The following is a 16,680-nucleotide window of genomic DNA, read 5'->3' on the forward strand; positions in this document are numbered from 1 at the left end:
GATAGGTGTGTAGGTTTGCAATACATACCTACCGTCGGCGACGCCTTTGGGACCGTCAAGAACGCACTCTGGGAGAACCAAGGATCATGAGGGATACCGCCCCGCACGGCCTTGACGCGGGAACACACATCGTTTTCCGGGCGGACTGCCCCAGCCGGCCGATCCTCGACCAGATAGCGGACAAGTGGTCGATGATGGTCATGGCGCTTCTGGAGCGGCCGATGCGGTTCAATGAGCTGAAACGCCGCTTGGAAGGTGTGACGCAGCGTGTCCTCACTCAGACACTGCGCCGTCTTGAGCGGAACGGCATGATCCAGCGGAAGGTACTGCCGACCTCACCGGTCGGCGTCGAGTACTCGCTCACGGCGCTGGGTGAGTCCCTGCGCGAGCCTTTCGGGCATCTTTACAACTGGACGGTCGAGCACAGCGAGGAAATCCAGAACAGCCAGCGGGCGTACGACAGCAGGACTGACACATAGCCGCCTGCTCAATCACCTATAGACATGTCATCCGAGGCTGGGCCCCTGGTCTGATGCGGTTGGAGAGCGTGGTCTGGGCCAGCAGGGTGAGCGCTGGCCGAGAGCCGACGTCGGCCGTGGGCGTTGTCACCATGGCGGTCCGGTCCTGATCCGCAGCGGCTCGATCACCGACCCCAGTTCGTCGTCGACTTCCCACACCTTCGGCGAGCCACCCCGCCCCCCAGATCACCATTCCCCGAGTGATCCAACCACTTCCAATACTCCAGCCGTAGTTCGTGATCTCGATCGTGAGCGGCGCCGAGGAGGCAGCTGGCAGCGTCGATCATCTGGACGAGACCGACCACGCCGTCGCGGGCGTCCGATTCCTTCTCCGCCTACCCGAGTCCACCGAGACGGAGGGCGTTCCTTATCTCGCTGAGCTTCGCGGTCGTCGCCGGGGTCCACTCCTTCGCCTGCTCAGCGAGACGGAGGGCGTTCTCAATCTCGCTGAGTTTCGCGGAGGACAGAACGCCCGCCCGCTCGATCAGGTCGTCCCGGGACACGGTGGTCAGCCACGTGCAAGGGGTAAAGCCCGGACGCGGCAACGCGAACCGCAGCACGCCTTCAAAGGGCAGTCCTTCCACGGCGCCTACTGCCACTTCGACGCCCAGACCGGTGATGTCGACACCCGCCCGAGCGACGACCTGCATCACCCGGATCCCGGACGCGTCGTCTCCCGACAGCAGCACGACCGGCCGCCGCTCGTCGAACTCCACCCACCAGACTTCGCCACGTTGCACATGTCCTCCTGACACAGGACGGCGGGCGGACGCTGCGCGGCCCCGACGCGCTGTGGAGACGGGTGCGGCCACCCGTTGATCATCGGTGTGTGAAGACAAACGATCACGCGGTGGCCGCGGGTCACAGCGTAGACCCTGCCCGCTGGCAGGAGGCGTTCGAGGGCCTGATGAGCCGGATGGCGGGACGGTTCACACGGGTCGAACCCCGGTTCCGGGTCCGGAAGTTGGTGCTCGGACTGCTGTCGGACCTGCCGCCCAAGAACTCCTGGACCATCGCCGAATGGGCCGGGGAGAGGACCCCGGACGGCATGCAGCATCTGCTGGGGCGGGCCAAGTGGGACGCCGACCGGGTCCGCGACGATGTGTGTGACTACGTGGTGGACCACCTGCACGACGACCAGGCGGTACTGGTGGTCGACGAGACCGGGGACGTGAAGAAGGACACCGGCACGGTCGGCGTCCAGCGCCAGTACACCGGCACCGCGGGCAGGATCGAAAATGCCCAGGTCGCCGTCTACCTGGTCTACTCCGGCCGGCCCGGGCACGCGGCAGTGGACCGGGAACTGTACGTCCCGCGTTCATGGACCTCCGACCCTGACCGCTGCCGGCATGCCGGACTCGACCAGGACACCGCCTTCGCCACCAAGCCGGAACTGGCCACTCGTATGGTTGCCCGGTTCCTGGACGCCGGCCACCAGCCCGCATGGGTCGCCGGCGACGAGGTCTACGGCGGCAACCCCAGGCTGCGAACCGCACTGGAGGAACGCGGCACCGGCCACGTCCTCACGGTGGCCTGCTCGCACGAAGTCACCACCGGGGCGGGGGAGGTTCCGTGCGGACACCCTGGCCAAGAAGGTGCCCAAGCGGGCCTGGCAGAAGCTCTCCGCAGGGGCCGGGGCCAAGGGCCACCGTTTCTACGACTGGGCAGTCATCGACCCCGCCGACCCCCGACCCGGGAGTCGGCAACTGCTGATCCGCCGTAACCGCAGCACCGGCGAACTCGCCTACTAACGCTGCTACTCGCCCGCACCCGTGCCGCTGACCGTGCCGGTCAGAGTCGCTGGATCAAGATGGCGGGTGGAGGAGTTCTTCCAGTCGGGCAAGGGCCTGGCCGCTCTCGACGAGCACCAGGTCCGCCGCTATGCCTCCTGGTCCCGCTGGGTCACCCTCGCCATGCTCGCGCACGCCTTCCTCGCCGTCGTACGCGCAGACGAGCACACCCGCCCCGCACCCGATGCCCTCATTCCACTCACCTGCAACGAGATCCAGCGCCTGTTCATCACACTCGTTGTCCGACCCGTCCACGATGCCGCCCACCGGCTCGGTTGGTCCGACTGGCGACGCCGCCACCAGGCCCGATCCCAGGCCAGCCACTACCGTCGACAAGCCACTCAGGCATGAAGATCACGATCTACGGCTGGAGCACTAAGTGGGAATTTAGAGATGGTCTATGTCGGTAAGTAACGTTCACGGCCGTCAGGCTTGAGCTCTTTTGCCCCATACGCGCACCCACGCGTCCATCGAGCTGCAAATTTGGCCGCCCGTTTGCTCCCGTTCTCGTGTACACAGTCCGCCTGGTTTGAAGATCAGGCAGAAACGCCCAGCGGCAGCGAAACAGCACCGTCCGCCGCATCCATGATCACGCTACGGCGTGAGCCAGCGGAAGCCGTACCCCAGCGACCTGTCCGACGCCCGATGGGCCTTTAATCGAGCCGACGTTGACAGCCTGGAGAAAGGCACGGCTCGACCGCAGGCCCACCGGACAGCCGGCCAAGGTCGACCCGCGCGACGTATTCAACGCACTCCTCTACATCAACCGCACCGAAACTCCCCTGGAAATACCTCCCGCACGACTTCCCCAACCACGGCACCGTCTACGCCTGCTACGCCGCCCGGCGCGACGAGGGAATCCTCACCCAGCTCAACTACGACCTCACCGGCCTGGCCCGCGTGTAAGGAAGGACGCAAACCCGAACCGACCGCTTCCGTGATCGACACCCAGAGCGTAAAGACCTCCACCAATGTGCCTCTAATGGGAGCCGCCGGGTCCGGGAAGACTCGGTGCCGTAGCCGCCAAGAAGATCGTCGGCAGGAAGCGGGGCATCATCACCGGCGCACTCGGTCTGCTCCTCGCCGTGACCGTCACCGCCGCGAGCCTGTCCGAGAACGCCGTCGGAATCCAGCTCCTCGCCCAGGCCAAGAAGACCTACCCCCACATCTCCAAGAGCTGGGTCGACACCGGCTTCAAGAACGCCGTCATCGAGCACGGCGCCAGCCTCGGAATCGACGTCGAAGTCGTCAACAGCAACCCAGGAGTTCGCGGCTTCCACGTTGTCAAAAGGCGCTGGGTTGTCGAACGAAGTATTGGTTGGATCATGTTGCACCGGCGCCTCGCCCGCGACTGCGAGACCCTGCCCGCCAGCTCCGAGGCCCTGATCCACGTCGCCTCGATCGACAACCTCACCAAGCGCATAACGGACGAGACGACACCCACCTGGCGAGGAACTTACTAGAACATAAATGGCAGTCCACCTAGATCGGACGCCCTCTAAGAAGGCTTCCGCTTTCCAAACGTGATCGTGTGGTTCGAGGTTGGTGGGCGTGAACTCCGCCTGTGGGTGGGAGAGATGGGGCGGTTCGTCTGCTCGTCTTGTCCGTGGAGGTGGCCGTGCCGTCGGCGCTCGGAATGCTGGAGACCCGGGAGAAGAAGTCTTCATGCGCCGACGCCGCGGCGATCACCCGATCTAGCACCCAGTTCGACTGACCACACCCATCGACCGGTATGCGGAAGCATTCTCAGAGACAGGAGCGGCAGCGGGGTGGGTGTCCACCGCGGTGGACACCCACCCCGCCACGGGAGTGGCACTACCGCCCAATGGTCACCAGGCCACCGATACTCCAGGGCGGAGTCCCGAAAGCCCGTTGTGGGAGTCGAATCGCCCCAAGCACATCTGTGTCGGTAGCCGCCTTGGCTAGACCCTGCGGTCGGTTCGCCGACCCGCTACGGCAACATCCCAAGCCAGCTCAAGCAATTCATCAACTCGACGGGTGACCTGAGGCAAGCAGGGGCGAAGCTCGCCAAGTAGTGAACCGGTCAGGTCGCCTGAGCGGGTCGCTTGAGTAGGTCACCATCTGTCCTATATGGCCTCTAGTCTGCGGTTTATGCAGAAACACGAGGACGGCGTCGAGATCCTTGTCCCCGCGAGCCCGGCCGAGCTGGAGGCGTGGCTCGAAGAGCATCACGGAGAGAAGGCCGCGCTCTGGGTGAAGATCGCCAAGAAGCATACCGGCATCTCGTCGCTCACCTGGGAAGAGATGGTCGACACGGTGCTCTGCTTTGGCTGGATCGACGGTCAGCGGCGAGGCTTCGACGACTCGTACTTTCTGCAGCGCACGACACCCCGCCGCCCCCGCTCCGCCTGGTCGCAGGTGAACGTCGACAAGGCCGAAGCCCTGATCGCGGCAGGCCGGATGCGCCCCCGCGGCCTGGCCGAGGTCGAGGCGGCGCGGGCGGACGGCCGCTGGGAGACGGCATACGCCTCGCAGAAGAACGCCACCGCACCACCGGATCTCATCGAAGCCCTCGACGCGAACCCTGCAGCGCGGGTGTTCTACGACACGCTCGGCAAGTCCGACCAGTTCGCCCTGCACCTCGGTCTGGTCACCGCCCGTACCGAGAAGACGCGGCTGGCCCGATTGGAGCGGATAGTGGCGTCGATGGCAAGGTCCGAGCGGCCATCATGATCGACCGCTCGGTCAACGCGCAGATCAAGGGCATCAAGGCCCGCGGAGGCTCATAGGGAGCCCCAAGAAGGCGCTGTCACGAAGCGCAACCGTCGTCTCGCGTCTCGGCGATCTCAGTGTCAGACCTTCATTCCGCACAGGGCCCCCGCGCAAAGAGTTCGTGATTCAACAGGTAGCCCGAACTCTTCGGGAACTTCACCTAAGCCAAATCACCCGAAAGGCAATAAGGAAACACGATGACCAATTCTAGCGATTTCCCCAAGCCCACCATTGTTCCGGTCAACGGCGTGGAACTCGAAGTCTTCGAAGCAGGACGAGAAAACAAGGGAAAGCCCATCGTGCTCTGCCACGGCTGGCCTGAGCACGCGTACTCCTGGCGTCATCTGATGCCCGTCCTCGCCGAAGCCGGCTACCACGTCATCGCACCGAACCAGCGGGGTTACGGCAACTCATCCCGCCCGGCCGAAGTGACCGACTACGACATCGAGCACCTGTCGGGCGACCTCGTCGCGCTCCTCGACCACTACGGATACGAAGACGCCACCTTCGTCGGCCATGACTGGGGTGCGTTCGTCGTCTGAGGACTGACCCTGCTGCACCCCAACCGTGTGAACAAGGTGATCAACCTGTCCTTGCCTTACCAGGTGCGCGGTGAAACGCCGTGGATCGAGGTCATGGAACAGTTCCTCGGCGGCGACTTCTACTTCGTCCACTTCAATCGACAGCCGGGCGTTGCGGACGCTGTGTTCGATGCGAACACAAGCCAGTTTCTCCGCAACCTCTACCGGAAGAACGTTCCCCCGGCGCCCCCTGAGCCGGGCATGGCGTTTATCAACCTCGCCCTGGCGGAAGCACCGCTCGGTGAGCCTGTCATGAGCGACAGCGACCTGGCCGTCTACATCTCCGGGTTCGAAACGTCGGGATTCACGGGCAGCATCAACTGGTACCGGAACCTCGACCGCAACTGGCACCAGCTGGCGGACGTGGACCCGATCATCCAGCAGCCCGCCCTCATGATCTACGGCGACCGGGACCCCTTCGGCCCGAGGTCCGAAGCCCTGACAGAGTTCGTGCCCAACGTGGAAGTTGTCGGCCTGGACTGCGGGCACTGGATCCAGGAGGAAATGCCTGAGGAAACAAACCAGCTGATTTCCAAATGGCTGGAACAGCAGGATGCCACCGTCTGAGAAGGCTTCCGCATACCGGTCGATGGGTGTGGTCAGTCGAACTGGGTGCTGGATCGGGTGATCGCTGCGGCGTCGGCGCATGAAGACAGGGCCCCCTCGGCAGCTCGGGGTTGCGAAGCCACTCGAACACCCAGGAGACCCTGTTGTCGCAGTCTTGCGTGACCACGGCTGTCGCGTCCAACTCCCGCGTGGCGCCGTGCGATTGTCTCGCGCACCGGTTCGGAAAACGCCGCGGACCGGACGGACCGGACCTCGTGCTATGGCTCCGATATGAGCGAGTCGGAGTGGCAGGTCATCCGGCCGTTGCTGCCGGTTCCGGCCTGGCTCCAGGGCCAGTGCGGGCGGCCGGAGGGGTACTGCCATCGCGTGATGTTGGGTGCGGTCCGCTATGTCGTGGACAACGGGGTGAAGTGGGTCAACCTGCCTGCGGACTTCCCGCCGTTTAGGCGGGTGCATGCCTTCGCCCGCCGTTGGCAGGCCACCGGCCTGCTGGCCGAGTTCCATGACCGGCTACGCGACCGCGTACGCGTCAGGGAGGGCCGTTCGGTGGATCCGACGGCTGCGATCGTGGACTCGCAGTCGGTGCAGGCCGCGGCGAACATCCCGCGCGCGACGTCGGGCTGGGACGGCGGCAAGCGGGTGGGCGGGCGCAAGCGGCATGTGGTGGTGGACTGTCTCGGCCTGGTCCTGACGGTGCTGGTGAGTGCGGCGAGCGTGCAGGATCGCGACGCCGGCGTCGGGCTGCTGGCGCGGCTGCGCGAGCAGTATTTCTCGATCCGTCTCGTCTGGGCGGACGGCGGCTATGCCGGCCGCCTGGTCGACTTCGCCCGCTCAGAGCTCCAGGTCACCCTCGACATCGTCCGCCGCACCGACGACACCACCGGGTTCGTGGTGCTGTCGCGACGGTGGGTGGTGGAGAGAACGCTGAGCTGGCTGATGCGCTCGCGTCGTCTGGTGCGTGACTACGAGACGCTGCCCGCGATGCACGAGGCGATGGTGCTGTGGTCGATGACCATGCTCATGAGCAGCCGGCTCGCCGAACGCCGCCGCAACGCCTTCATCCCGCGGCAGCCGACTCCGTCGTCATAGCGGAGACGAACACGTTCGGCCGCACCTCGGTGACCCACCCGCGGGCAGCCAGCCGCTTGACCCGCGAGCGCACGCCCTCGACCCGGGTCGGTGTCGCCTCCCACCCCAGCCCGGCCAGGATCTGCTTCACCCGCATCCCACCGGCCGCCTCCGGCACAGCGAGGACCCGCAGGACCTGCTGGTATTCGGGCGCGAGCACCTCAACGACGGCATTCCCACCCCGGTGCGGAACGGTCGAGCCCGCTACCGCACCAGAGGTCAGCTCGCCGCCCTGACCTGCCTGTTCACCCAGCACCTCGGCCATCGTCTCCCGGGCGCCGGCCAGCCTCACCAGGGCGCCTTCCGCCGCCACGAGCGCGGCCTGCACCCGCTCGGCCTCCTCCCGCAGCCGGGCCACCTCCTCACGGACCTTCTTCTCCCGGGCCTCCAGCATTCCGAGCACCGACGGCACAGCCACCTCCACGGACAAGACGAGCAGACGAACCGCCCCATCTCTCCCACCCACAGGCAGAGTTCACGCCCACCAACCTCGAACCACACGATCACGTTCGGAAAGCGGAAGCCTTCTAAGTCTGTCTCGCCCTGGCGGGCGGCTTCGGTGATCTGGCCCTCCAGCAGGGCGGTGAAGACACCGGCGTTCCGCCAGACCCGGAAACGTCCGTAGACGGTCGACCAGGGCCCCAACTTTTCCGGCATCTCCCGCCACTGCGCGCCCTGTCTTGAACCGCCAGATCACGCCCTCGAACTGATCCCGGAGCCGCTCGGGGTACGGGCCGTACTCGCCTATCGGCAGGAACGGTTCCAGGCGGATCCGGATCGGCAAGATTGATCACGACCTCACACAGACCCTAGCTAGTAGGTCCTGTCCGGCGGATCATGGCCGGCGGACGCTGCGAGCGGGTCGCTTCAGTGGTGAGTGCGCCCGGAAACGTGTAGGCCCGTTCTCGGTTCTGCCGGTTGTGTACCTTGTTCAGCTCTGCGGACTCAGTCCCGCCACGGCCAGCCAGAACAGCCGGTCCGCCTGGGCGGCGGGGTCGGGGTAGTGCTCCGTGGCCAGGACGATGCCGACGACCAGCGTGATCAGGTCAGCGACAGTGACGTCTGTCGCCAGCGCGCCGTCCTGCACGGCGCGGTGCAGCAGGGGGCCTGCCGCCTCTTCCAGGGCCGCCGAGCAGCTGTTCTCGTGCACCGGGCCGTCATAGGCCAGTGCTGCCGCCAGCCCCCGGGCGGAGACGGAGTAGGCGACGACGTCATCAAGCCATTCCAGGAGCGCGTTCCGGCTGTCGCCCTTGCCGGTCAGCTCATGGGCGCGGACGCACAAGGCCTCGATCCGTTTCCTGGAGACTGCCTCCAACAGTGCGCGGCGCGTGGGGAAGTGTCGGCGCACGGTTGCTGAGCCAACCCCCGCGGTGCGGGCGATCTGTTCCAGGGAGGCGTCGGCACCATGGACAGCGACCTCCTCCTCGGCCACGGCGAGGATTCGCGTGTAGTTGCGTCGGGCGTCCGCACGCTGGCGCTCGGGCATGGCATCACCTCCAGGATTGATAAGTGGCGGGCTCCGCCGTATCGTAGCGGAGCATAAACGGCGGGCCCCGCCGTTTATCGCCGCGCACCTGAGGAGCATCATGTCCACAGACTCCGCGCCCGTCCTGGTGACCGGCGCCACCGGCAAACAGGGCGGTGCCACCGTCCGTGCCCTGCGCGCAGCAGACGTGCCCGTCCGTGCCCTGGTGCGCGACCTGACCACCGACCGGGCCAAGGCCGTCGAGGCGATCGGCGCCGAACTGGTCACCGGCGATCTTCACGACCGCGATTCCGTGGTCCGGGCTGCCGAGGGTGCCCGCGCCGTCTTCTCCGTGCAGATGCCCGCCATGACCACCGAAGGCTTCGATTTCGAAGGGGAGGTGGCCCAGGGCGTCAACCTCATCGAGGGCGCGAAAGCCGCCGGAGTGCCTCAGTTCGTGCATACATCCGTCACCGGCGCCGGCCAGCACACCGAAACTCCCGGTTGGGCCGAAGGCCGCTGGGCTTCGATGGAACCCACCCTGGGCGCCAAGAGCGCGATCCAGGACCGGGTCCGCGCGGCCGGCTTCCCCCACTGGACGCTTCTCAAGCCGGGCTTCTTCATGGAGAACTTCCTCCCGTCCATGGCGTTTCTGTTCCCGCGCGGCATAGAGGGCGGCCTGGTGAGCGTTCTGAACCCCGAGACCCGGCTATCCCTGGTCGCGGTGGACGACATCGGCAGGGCGGCCGCCACGGCCATCATCGCGCCGGAGCGATTCGACAGGGTCGAACTGGAGTTGGCGAGCGACTACCTGTCGATGACGGAGATCGCCGAGACCCTCTCCCACGCTCTGGGCACGCAATTGTCCGCGCCGGACATGACCGAGGAGGAGGCCCTCACCGCCGGAATGCCAGCGATGGGCGCCAATCACGAGTGGCTGAACGTAGCCGGTCAGCCGGGCCGCCCGCAGTACGCGAGGGACCTGGGCATCGCACTCACCAGCTTCGAGGAATGGACACAGGAGCGCATGCGGCCCACCGCCTGAGACGGCCCCGGGTGTCGTCCGGTCCGTCAGGAGGGCCAGGTCCTCTCCGGCTACGACACCGCCCACTCACCACGAACACAGCCCTGATCCGCGCAAGCCGTCCACAGAATTTGACAATTCCTCAACACCAAGAGCCGCCGCGCCAAGCTCACCGCGGACAAGCTGGCCGCGCTCGCCGCCCTCGGACTCGACTGGGCGGCATCCTGACGCTGTCGGGCGGAGCCCGGGGCGCTTTGTGCGATTGTTTACGCGACCGCCTCCACAGGGCAGCTCATGGAGCCCGCATAGGCACGGTGTCAGATGTTACGGCCGCGCCTGGCCCGTCGAACCCGTATGTCGACCTCCTCTGTCATAGTCAGGGCCCGGCCAGCCCTTGACGTCCCCCAGAGCACGAAAGCCGTGAAGACGGACAGGACCACGACATAAAACCAATGCTCAGAATGCCGTGCGCCGTGTGCCATGGCTGCGAGGGCCAGGAGCAGGACCGCGGCCAGCGCGGTGCACTCGCTGGGGCGGCGACCACTGTCGGTGGACTTGGAGAACAGCACGAAGGCAAAGGGATGAGTGCATACCGCGATCGCCAGTGCGGCTTCCCACGGCCAGTCGGCACGGGGGTCGTCGCCGCTCATCCACAGCACTTCAACAATCATGGCCACCGTCAGCAACACCCACAACGCCACATCACGTAGCCCAATCGCGAAGTCGGTCTCCTCGCCCCACTCGTTCCGGAACCTCGGCACGACGCCTCCTCAAAACACGCGTGTGTCAACGCGTTGACACACGCCACCCGCCCTCCTTCTTCGTCATACCCCAACGCCCAAGTACTCAGTAGGGTCGGTGCCCGTGAACGCCTTCGAGCGGGGCGTTGCGGCCCTGGCGCAGTACACATCCCAGCGAGGCCGTCCATCACCAGAGGTGCCGAGATCCTGCGGTAATCGGGGATCGGCACATCCGTGCCTTCGTAGCCCTGGAGTTCCCGCAGTGCCCAGGTGCGCAGCGGTTCGGAGTGAGCATGTCCGCCCAGAGCGATCACCTGGCGCAAGGTCGGGGCGAGCGGGCGGCTATCGTTGACGACGTCGTCCCCCAGTCGGTCCAGGCGGCCTCGGCGGAGTCTCACTTCGCCACGATCACGGTGACGATGACGCCGGCGATCGTCGCCACTTCCGCGACGGCGGTCCAGATGACCGAGGTTCGGTGCCACCAGGGCTGTTCTGATGTTGTCGAGGACGCCCTCGATGCTCGCGACGGAGACGTCCCAATGCAGGGACGTGATGTCGGCCTCTTCGTTTCCCAGCTGGTGTTGCTCCTGCGTCATCAGCAGTACGTACTCAGTCGAGCCGGGCGGGCATAGGCGCACCACCCTGTCACCGCGGGCCACGATGGCTTCGAGTTCTCGAACTCCTTGCCGGATCGGTGCGCTCTCCCCAATGCCGCGATCGCGAGCGTGTTGGGGCAGCCGACCGGGGCTGACCCGACGGATCTCGTTCCGAAGGAGGGTGCCCGGCAGACTGAAGTTCACCGTGATCTCAAGTGCGGCCGACACCCTTCGGTGCGAGGGCAGCTCATCGGCCGTCGCGTACCCCTTCAGTTCCTTCAGTGCCCAGGCGCGCAGTTCCTCATGGTGGGCGTAGCCGGCCAGCATGAGGCACTGCCGAAGAGCGGGGCAAGCTGGCGCATCGTCAAGTTCGTGCGCCAGTACGCTGTCACGAGCAGCACCCGGTCTTCCAGCGGAAGACTCCACGGACGGCCCCGCCGCACCGCATCCGCGCCCTCCCGTCGCAACGCGGCCACCAACCTGCCGAAGCAGTGCGGGCTCAGCCCGGTTGGGACGCATGTTCCTCGAGGCTGTCGCTAACACCGGATTAGGACGGCTCGGACGCCGTGATCACAACTGCCACAGCGCGTCATCATCGCAGGGCAAGATCGCTTCGCCTTGAACAAGATTCGCCTTGAACAAGATGGACGCCCGCGACCGCACACCCCGTACTGCATGCCGGCTCAAGCTGCGATGTCGGCTTTCGGTTGGAGTGCAGGGCCGAGCAGCATGCCCCCGTCCAGGACGAATTCCGAGCCCGTAGCGAAAGATGCGTCCTGGGAGGTGATGAAGAGCAACAGTCGGGTGATCTCAGAGGGTTCGGCGAGGCGGGGGATGGCGAAGGGATCGGGCGAGTAGAAGTCGGCGATGGCCGGCTGGCCTGCGACGGTGGGTTCGTTGATCAGCGGTGTGGAGACGACACCGGGGTGGATGGAGTTGACCCGGATGTTGTCCCGCCCCAGCTCCAGCGCGGCGGTCTTGGTCAGCCCGCGCACGGCCCACTTGCTGGCGGTGTAGGGGGCGTAGAAGGCCGTGCCGACGTGGGCCACGGTCGAGGCGATGTTGACGATGGTTCCGCCACCGCCCCTGCGCATCGACGGAGCCACGGCCCTGATGCCGAGAAACTGGCCGGTGACGTTGACGCTGAAGGTGTGCTCCCAGGTGTGGAGTTCGGTGTGCTCGATAGGGGCCGCCGGGTTCTGGACTCCCGCGTTGTTCACCAGGATGGTGATCGGCCCGAAGTGGCCTTCGACTTCTCGCACCACCGCCGCCCAGTCGTCCTCGCTGGCGACATCCAGGTGAACGGACAGAGCCCGATGGCCGAGCTGAGCAGCGAGTTCGCGGCCGGCGTCGTCGTCGCGGCCGGCAATGACGACGTTCGCCCCCTCGGCGTGGTAGCCCTGCACATGACTGCTGCCCATGCCCCCGCTGCCGCCCGTGACGATGACCGTCTGGCCCTCAAAGCGTCCCATGATGCATCCTTCCAGGCTCACATTAATGGTGAGCCGAGTGACTCACCTCCCCTCTCAAGGTAAGAGCAGGGATAGAGGTGAGTCAAGTGACTCACCTCGTAGCGAGAGGCATACTGGAGGGCATGACGGCACAGCCTTCGGAATACCACCGGCGCGTTGCGGCGCAGAAGCGGACGTCCATCATCGAGGCAGCGACGAAGCTGTTCCTCGACTCCGGCTACGACGGCACCTCGCTGGCCCGCATCGCCGAGGCGGCCGGAGTGTCGAGGGCGACTCTGTTCAAGCAGTTCACCACCAAGGCGGCCCTGTTCGAGGCGATCGTCACCGAATATTGGAAGGTCGACGACGAGGCGCCTTTCCCCGAGCCAGGGAACCTCCGCGCAGGGCTTGAGGCCATCGGACGCCGATACGCGGCGCTTCTCACCCAGCCCGGCATGGCCGCCCTCTTCCGCATCGTCATCGCCGAGGTACCGCGCTTCCCGGAGCTCGGCGAGACCCAGTTCAAGCTCGGCAAGATGCCCTACTTCGAATCGGTCCGCCGCTACCTGGCAGCGGAGAACGCCGCTGGTACAGCCCGGCTTGACGATGCGGAGATGGCGGCGACCCAATTCCTCGGAATGATCTCCAACTACGTGTTCTGGCCGCGGATGCTGCTCGCGCGCTGGGAGCCCGACGACTCCGCCATCACCAACGCGGTCGACCAAGCGGTGCTGACCATGCTCGCCCGATACGGAGCGCCGGGGACCCACGGCGCCTGAGACACCAGGTGCCCCACCGCTCTGCGTAACCACCCGATACCGCTCGCACAGGCAGGCCCTCGGTCCCGTCGAGTACACAGTCGCACGGTGCTGGAGCTCCTTGGAACTGCCGCCTTCGCGATGGAGGCGCGCCCGATAGCCCGCGGCCCTGCGGTCGATCGACCATTGGCGCCGCCAGGCGTTCGAGGCGACCCGAAGCGGCCCCATCTGCCACCTCGACCGTGCAGTTCGAGGCGAGGGGCCACTTCGTACCGTCGTTCAACCGGCAAGAATCCGGGGCCAGTTGGGGCCGTTCTGCCGGGGCCGCCGACGGTCGTCACAGCCAGGTCACACCGAGGTCGGCACGAAGACGCCCGGGGCGAACCAGCTCATGCTGATGTAGATTCCCTGCCCCCGGTCCAGGCTGCGCAGCAGCTGGTGTGCCCCGGCGACGAACTGAGCCGCGAGCACGATCCACGGCTGGGCGGGGCTCGGAATGGCGCCGCCGATCATGCCGACAAGTGCGTTCACCGCGTCGGCCGAGTTGAGGATCGACTCCAGTGAGGGGTGGTCGATCTCAACGTGGAAGCCCCACCAGAACGCCCGGACCGTGACACCGCTGACGCCTTCGGCAGCGGCCGGCAGGCTGACCTGTGCCGGCGTGAGTGTGCTGGTCCGGACGGCGTTGATCAATTCGGCATTGGCTGGGTGAGTGAACGGAACGCGCTGGGCGAGTTCCGGCGAGATCTCGGTCCAATGGTCGTACGGGGGTGCCTGTGTGGTGGTCATGTTCTCGTTCTCCTCGCGCATGGAAGTGGCGGATGCCGCCGGCTGGTGTGCGGCCATGGGTACGGTGGCTGTCACCAGGAGCCGAGATCCGGGGCGGGGATGACGATCGGGGTGTCGGGGCAGAGCGGGTCGCCGTAGAAGGCACACGGATTGGTGCCGCCGCGCGGGTCCACGGAAGGCTCGTCCGGGACGTACTCCCAATCCGGGTCGGCCGGAAGTAGGTCCGTCTCGTCCGCCGGTTCCGGATCCGGCTCGGGGACGTCGGTGATGACCTCCTCCAGGCCGGTCGAATCCGCCGGCTCCTTAGGGCCGTTGTCGTTGCCGCAGGCCGACACTGCGAGGAGAACCGCCGTGCAGATGGCGGCCGCGGCTACGGCGATGGGTCGTCGTGGTGTGGTGCGCATGAGGATCCCCTGAGGTGTGTGGTGGTGCGCGTTCGGCGTCAGCTGTCTGCGACCCACCGCAAGGCAAGGCGCCTGCCCTTGAGGTGGTCCTCCACATCGAGGGAGTACATCGGCGTGTGGATACCGAAGGCTTTGGCCTTCCACAGCACGACACTGCCGCCGACGACCGAGTCCCACTCGACCTCCGTCAGCCCGACCTGCGGTCCGGTGGCCTCCACGAAAGCGACGAGCTGGCCGCCGGAGTTCTTGATCTCGACGCCCTTCCACCAGTTCACGGCGCCGAGCAGACTCAGCCGGAACTCGGTGATCTCCGGGTCGTCGGAGTCGCTGATCCGCAGCCTGAGTTGGTCCTCCCGAAGACGCTCGGCCTTCTCCAGCTGGCTCCATTCGATATGGATCGTCATCTTCCTTGCCTTCCTTCGCAGTTGCAGCCCCTCCCGGACAGGAGGAGCGGCAACCACGATGCGGCGGATGGGCGCCCAAGGGCCTGGGGCCAGTGCCCCGATGTGCGCGGGCACACTTCCCGTGCCCGACGGGACGTCGCCCGTATCGCAGGGAGGCGTACCGCCGCACACTGAGGGAATGGCTGCGCGCGCGGTTGCCGGGACGGTGGTGCTCCTCAGCACGGCCGTGCTGGCGTTCGCCGGCTGGATCACCTCGCTGCCCCATGCCGAACGGCTGGGCGACAACGTCTACTTCGTGGGGGTCGTGGGAGGGGCGAGCCTGGAATGGGAACTCACCGGCCTGGTCCTGATCTGGCTGCGTCCCCGCAATGTGCTCGGCTGGCTCTTCCTGGCCACCGGGGCGTCGTCGATGTGCCAGATAGGGCTCAACGGATACGGCGTCTACGGGGCCACGATCGCCCAGCCCGCCTGGCCAGCCGCGGACGTGGTCGCGGCGGCCAGTACGGCGACGTGGATGCCGGCCGTCATCGCCCCCTCGACCATCATGCTGGCGTACTACCCGAACGGGTGGCTCCCGGCACGCTGGTGGCGGTGGCCGGTAGCCGCGGTCGCCACCGTCATGCTGCTGCTCCTGGCCACTCTGCCCTTCTACCCCGAGGCGTTCGCCGACTCCTCGCCGGGAGTGGACCCGCCGCCCGCGCTTCCGCCACTGGTGCTGGGGGGCTGTGCTGTGGGCCGTCTGTGTCCCCGCGCTGGCCCTGTCAACGGTCGCCATCTGGGTGGGCACTGTCATGCGCTTGGTGCGCGCCAAGCCGCCCGAACGCCAGCAACTCGCCTGGTTCGTCTGTATCGCCGGACCGCTCCTGGCTGCCACCTACCTCGACATCCCCGAACCCGCCCTGGCGATCTGCGTCTACCCGGTGCCGGTGGTGGTCGCGGTCGGTGTGCTGCGCCATCGGCTGCTCGGCATCGAGACGATCCTGCGCCGCGGAGTCGTCTACGGAACGCTGACCGCTGTGGTGATCGTGGTCTACCTCACGGTGACCGCCCTGGCGGGTTCGGCACTGGACCGGCGCCCGCTGCCCGGCATGATGGCCGCCGGCCTGGTGGCCGTGATGCTCACTCCAGCCCGAGCCCGGCTGCAACTCGCTGCGGACCCGCTGGTGTACGGAGCCCGCCAGGACCCCCTGGGTGCGCTGGCCCGCCTGGGCGACCAGGTCGCCGCCGCCGACGAGCCCGACCTCCTGCCAGCCGCGCTGCACGCCGTCTCCGTCGCCGTACGCGCCCCCGGGGCATGGCACCCGACGGCAGCCGACTCGGCGCCTGGGGAAGCCCGCCGGTGCACGGCCACACCGTGGCACTGCAGGTCGGCGGGCGCGATGTGGGGGCCCTTGAGATGGCTCGTCGCAACCCGGCGGACACGTACACCGAGGCCGACGTCCGGCTGCTGGCCGCGATGGCGGCCCAGGTCGCCGTACTCGTCCGCGCCCTCGAACTCACCCAGGCGCTCCAGGCCCAGCGCGACCGCGTGGTGGCGGCCACCCGCACCTGCCCGATTCGCATACTTGACCGGTTGCGAGAGTTCTGCGAGTGGCACGGAGCCGATCACGTTCCCGCAGGTCGCCGTTCGCGGGAGTCCTCTTGAGACCGGCGTATTACGGCTTCAGGAAACTGTGAACCCGCGCGCTAACTGGAGTACGCACGGGTTCCTGAGTCGGGACCAGAGGCACGA

At 66.7% G+C, this 16,680-nt stretch carries 16 protein-coding genes and 5 pseudogenes; 9 read left to right on the forward strand and 12 right to left on the reverse strand.

Annotation, left to right across the window (positions count from 1 at the left end):
- Positions 1-86 precede the first annotated feature (86 nt).
- A complete protein-coding gene (locus tag KCH87_RS00075; protein WP_210583087.1) occupies positions 87-479 on the forward strand; it encodes a helix-turn-helix domain-containing protein in 393 nt (130 codons plus the stop codon).
- Between the two features lie 374 nt (positions 480-853).
- Here KCH87_RS00075 and KCH87_RS00080 read toward each other — a convergent pair whose 3' ends face one another.
- On the reverse strand, positions 854-1,258 hold the full coding sequence (locus KCH87_RS00080) for a type II toxin-antitoxin system PemK/MazF family toxin (RefSeq protein ID WP_210583088.1): 405 nt from the start codon (positions 1,256-1,258) through the stop codon (positions 854-856).
- 167 nt (positions 1,259-1,425) lie between these two features.
- Here KCH87_RS00080 and KCH87_RS00085 point away from each other — a divergent pair.
- From KCH87_RS00085 to KCH87_RS00105, 5 genes and pseudogenes are all read left to right on the forward strand, one after another.
- Positions 1,426-2,659, forward strand: a pseudogene (locus tag KCH87_RS00085) (IS701 family transposase).
- A 250-nt stretch (positions 2,660-2,909) separates the two neighbouring features.
- A pseudogene (locus KCH87_RS00090) lies at positions 2,910-3,771 on the forward strand (IS5 family transposase).
- 649 nt (positions 3,772-4,420) lie between these two features.
- Positions 4,421-5,002: a YdeI family protein gene (locus KCH87_RS00095; RefSeq protein ID WP_210583089.1), complete on the forward strand. Its 582-nt coding sequence runs from the start codon at positions 4,421-4,423 to the stop codon at positions 5,000-5,002.
- A gap of 236 nt (positions 5,003-5,238) precedes the next feature.
- A pseudogene (locus KCH87_RS00100) lies at positions 5,239-6,189 on the forward strand (alpha/beta fold hydrolase).
- Positions 6,190-6,459: 270 nt separating this feature from the next.
- Positions 6,460-7,278 carry an IS5 family transposase gene (locus tag KCH87_RS00105; RefSeq protein WP_247195504.1) on the forward strand — a complete coding sequence of 273 codons (819 nt, stop codon included), beginning with the start codon at positions 6,460-6,462 and terminating at the stop codon, positions 7,276-7,278.
- Here the strand turns inward: KCH87_RS00105 and KCH87_RS00110 are convergent.
- From KCH87_RS00110 to KCH87_RS00120, 3 genes and pseudogenes are all read right to left on the reverse strand, one after another.
- Complete coding sequence (locus KCH87_RS00110) at positions 7,247-7,729, reverse strand: hypothetical protein (RefSeq protein ID WP_210583090.1); 483 nt, start codon at positions 7,727-7,729, stop codon at positions 7,247-7,249. The two genes, KCH87_RS00105 and KCH87_RS00110, sit on opposite strands and share 32 nt — an antisense overlap.
- Before the next feature lie 116 nt (positions 7,730-7,845).
- Positions 7,846-8,104 (reverse strand): annotated as a pseudogene (locus tag KCH87_RS00115) (transposase); the annotation flags it as partial.
- Positions 8,105-8,248: 144 nt separating this feature from the next.
- The gene (locus KCH87_RS00120) at positions 8,249-8,803 is read right to left on the reverse strand and encodes a TetR/AcrR family transcriptional regulator (protein WP_210583091.1); all 555 of its coding nucleotides are present in this window, start codon (positions 8,801-8,803) and stop codon (positions 8,249-8,251) included.
- A 100-nt stretch (positions 8,804-8,903) separates the two neighbouring features.
- On the opposite strand from KCH87_RS00120, the gene KCH87_RS00125 reads away from it, so the two are divergent.
- On the forward strand, positions 8,904-9,827 hold the full coding sequence (locus KCH87_RS00125) for an NmrA family NAD(P)-binding protein (protein WP_210583093.1): 924 nt from the start codon (positions 8,904-8,906) through the stop codon (positions 9,825-9,827).
- A 296-nt stretch (positions 9,828-10,123) separates the two neighbouring features.
- On the opposite strand, the gene KCH87_RS00130 is transcribed toward KCH87_RS00125, so the two are convergent.
- From KCH87_RS00130 to KCH87_RS00145, 4 genes and pseudogenes are all read right to left on the reverse strand, one after another.
- Entirely contained in the window at positions 10,124-10,567 is a 444-nt protein-coding gene (locus KCH87_RS00130; RefSeq protein ID WP_210584053.1) for a hypothetical protein, read from the reverse strand.
- Entirely contained in the window at positions 10,486-11,469 is a 984-nt protein-coding gene (locus KCH87_RS50650; RefSeq protein WP_210583094.1) for a hypothetical protein, read from the reverse strand. The genes KCH87_RS00130 and KCH87_RS50650 overlap by 82 nt, the downstream gene beginning before the upstream one ends.
- Positions 11,470-11,477: 8 nt before the next feature.
- Positions 11,478-11,645: pseudogene (locus KCH87_RS00140) on the reverse strand (transposase family protein); the annotation flags it as partial.
- 180 nt (positions 11,646-11,825) lie between these two features.
- Positions 11,826-12,614, reverse strand: coding sequence for an SDR family NAD(P)-dependent oxidoreductase (locus KCH87_RS00145; RefSeq protein ID WP_210583096.1), 789 nt, complete (start codon positions 12,612-12,614; stop codon positions 11,826-11,828).
- A 122-nt stretch (positions 12,615-12,736) separates the two neighbouring features.
- On the opposite strand from KCH87_RS00145, the gene KCH87_RS00150 reads away from it, so the two are divergent.
- Entirely contained in the window at positions 12,737-13,372 is a 636-nt protein-coding gene (locus tag KCH87_RS00150) for a TetR/AcrR family transcriptional regulator (protein WP_210583097.1), read from the forward strand.
- Between the two features lie 327 nt (positions 13,373-13,699).
- Here the strand turns inward: KCH87_RS00150 and KCH87_RS00155 are convergent, their stop codons facing one another.
- The 4 genes from KCH87_RS00155 to KCH87_RS00170 all read right to left on the reverse strand — a co-directional run bounded on the left by KCH87_RS00155 (position 13,700) and on the right by KCH87_RS00170 (position 16,210).
- Positions 13,700-14,140 (reverse strand): hypothetical protein, encoded by a 441-nt coding sequence (locus tag KCH87_RS00155; protein ID WP_210583099.1) that lies wholly within the window; start codon positions 14,138-14,140, stop codon positions 13,700-13,702.
- A 71-nt stretch (positions 14,141-14,211) separates the two neighbouring features.
- Positions 14,212-14,544 (reverse strand): hypothetical protein, encoded by a 333-nt coding sequence (locus KCH87_RS00160; RefSeq protein ID WP_210583101.1) that lies wholly within the window; start codon positions 14,542-14,544, stop codon positions 14,212-14,214.
- A gap of 38 nt (positions 14,545-14,582) precedes the next feature.
- Positions 14,583-14,948: a hypothetical protein gene (locus KCH87_RS00165; protein WP_210583103.1), complete on the reverse strand. Its 366-nt coding sequence runs from the start codon at positions 14,946-14,948 to the stop codon at positions 14,583-14,585.
- 761 nt (positions 14,949-15,709) lie between these two features.
- Positions 15,710-16,210, reverse strand: a complete 501-nt coding sequence (locus tag KCH87_RS00170) for a hypothetical protein (RefSeq protein ID WP_210583105.1) — start codon at positions 16,208-16,210, stop codon at positions 15,710-15,712.
- Positions 16,211-16,242: 32 nt separating this feature from the next.
- Here KCH87_RS00170 and KCH87_RS00175 point away from each other — a divergent pair, with 32 nt between their 5' ends.
- Positions 16,243-16,593, forward strand: coding sequence for a GAF domain-containing protein (locus tag KCH87_RS00175; RefSeq protein ID WP_210583107.1), 351 nt, complete (start codon positions 16,243-16,245; stop codon positions 16,591-16,593).
- Positions 16,594-16,680 lie beyond the last annotated feature (87 nt).

This window comes from Streptomyces sp. GESEQ-35 (genome assembly GCF_017948485.1).
In the GTDB taxonomy this organism is placed as follows: domain Bacteria; phylum Actinomycetota; class Actinomycetes; order Streptomycetales; family Streptomycetaceae; genus Streptomyces.

Excerpts from the sequence above, each read along its gene's own strand:
- KCH87_RS00075 (WP_210583087.1), top strand. The coding sequence starts at position 87 with ATGAGGGATACCGCCCCGCACGGCCTTGACGCGGGAACACACATCGTT.
- KCH87_RS00095 (WP_210583089.1), top strand. The coding sequence starts at position 4,421 with ATGCAGAAACACGAGGACGGCGTCGAGATCCTTGTCCCCGCGAGCCCG.
- KCH87_RS00105 (WP_247195504.1), top strand. The coding sequence starts at position 6,460 with ATGAGCGAGTCGGAGTGGCAGGTCATCCGGCCGTTGCTGCCGGTTCCG.
- KCH87_RS00120 (WP_210583091.1), bottom strand. The coding sequence starts at position 8,803 with ATGCCCGAGCGCCAGCGTGCGGACGCCCGACGCAACTACACGCGAATC.
- KCH87_RS00125 (WP_210583093.1), top strand. The coding sequence starts at position 8,904 with ATGTCCACAGACTCCGCGCCCGTCCTGGTGACCGGCGCCACCGGCAAA.
- KCH87_RS50650 (WP_210583094.1), bottom strand. The coding sequence starts at position 11,469 with ATGCTGGCCGGCTACGCCCACCATGAGGAACTGCGCGCCTGGGCACTG.
- KCH87_RS00145 (WP_210583096.1), bottom strand. The coding sequence starts at position 12,614 with ATGGGACGCTTTGAGGGCCAGACGGTCATCGTCACGGGCGGCAGCGGG.
- KCH87_RS00150 (WP_210583097.1), top strand. The coding sequence starts at position 12,737 with ATGACGGCACAGCCTTCGGAATACCACCGGCGCGTTGCGGCGCAGAAG.
- KCH87_RS00155 (WP_210583099.1), bottom strand. The coding sequence starts at position 14,140 with ATGACCACCACACAGGCACCCCCGTACGACCATTGGACCGAGATCTCG.
- KCH87_RS00160 (WP_210583101.1), bottom strand. The coding sequence starts at position 14,544 with ATGCGCACCACACCACGACGACCCATCGCCGTAGCCGCGGCCGCCATC.
- KCH87_RS00165 (WP_210583103.1), bottom strand. The coding sequence starts at position 14,948 with ATGACGATCCATATCGAATGGAGCCAGCTGGAGAAGGCCGAGCGTCTT.
- KCH87_RS00175 (WP_210583107.1), top strand. The coding sequence starts at position 16,243 with ATGGCACCCGACGGCAGCCGACTCGGCGCCTGGGGAAGCCCGCCGGTG.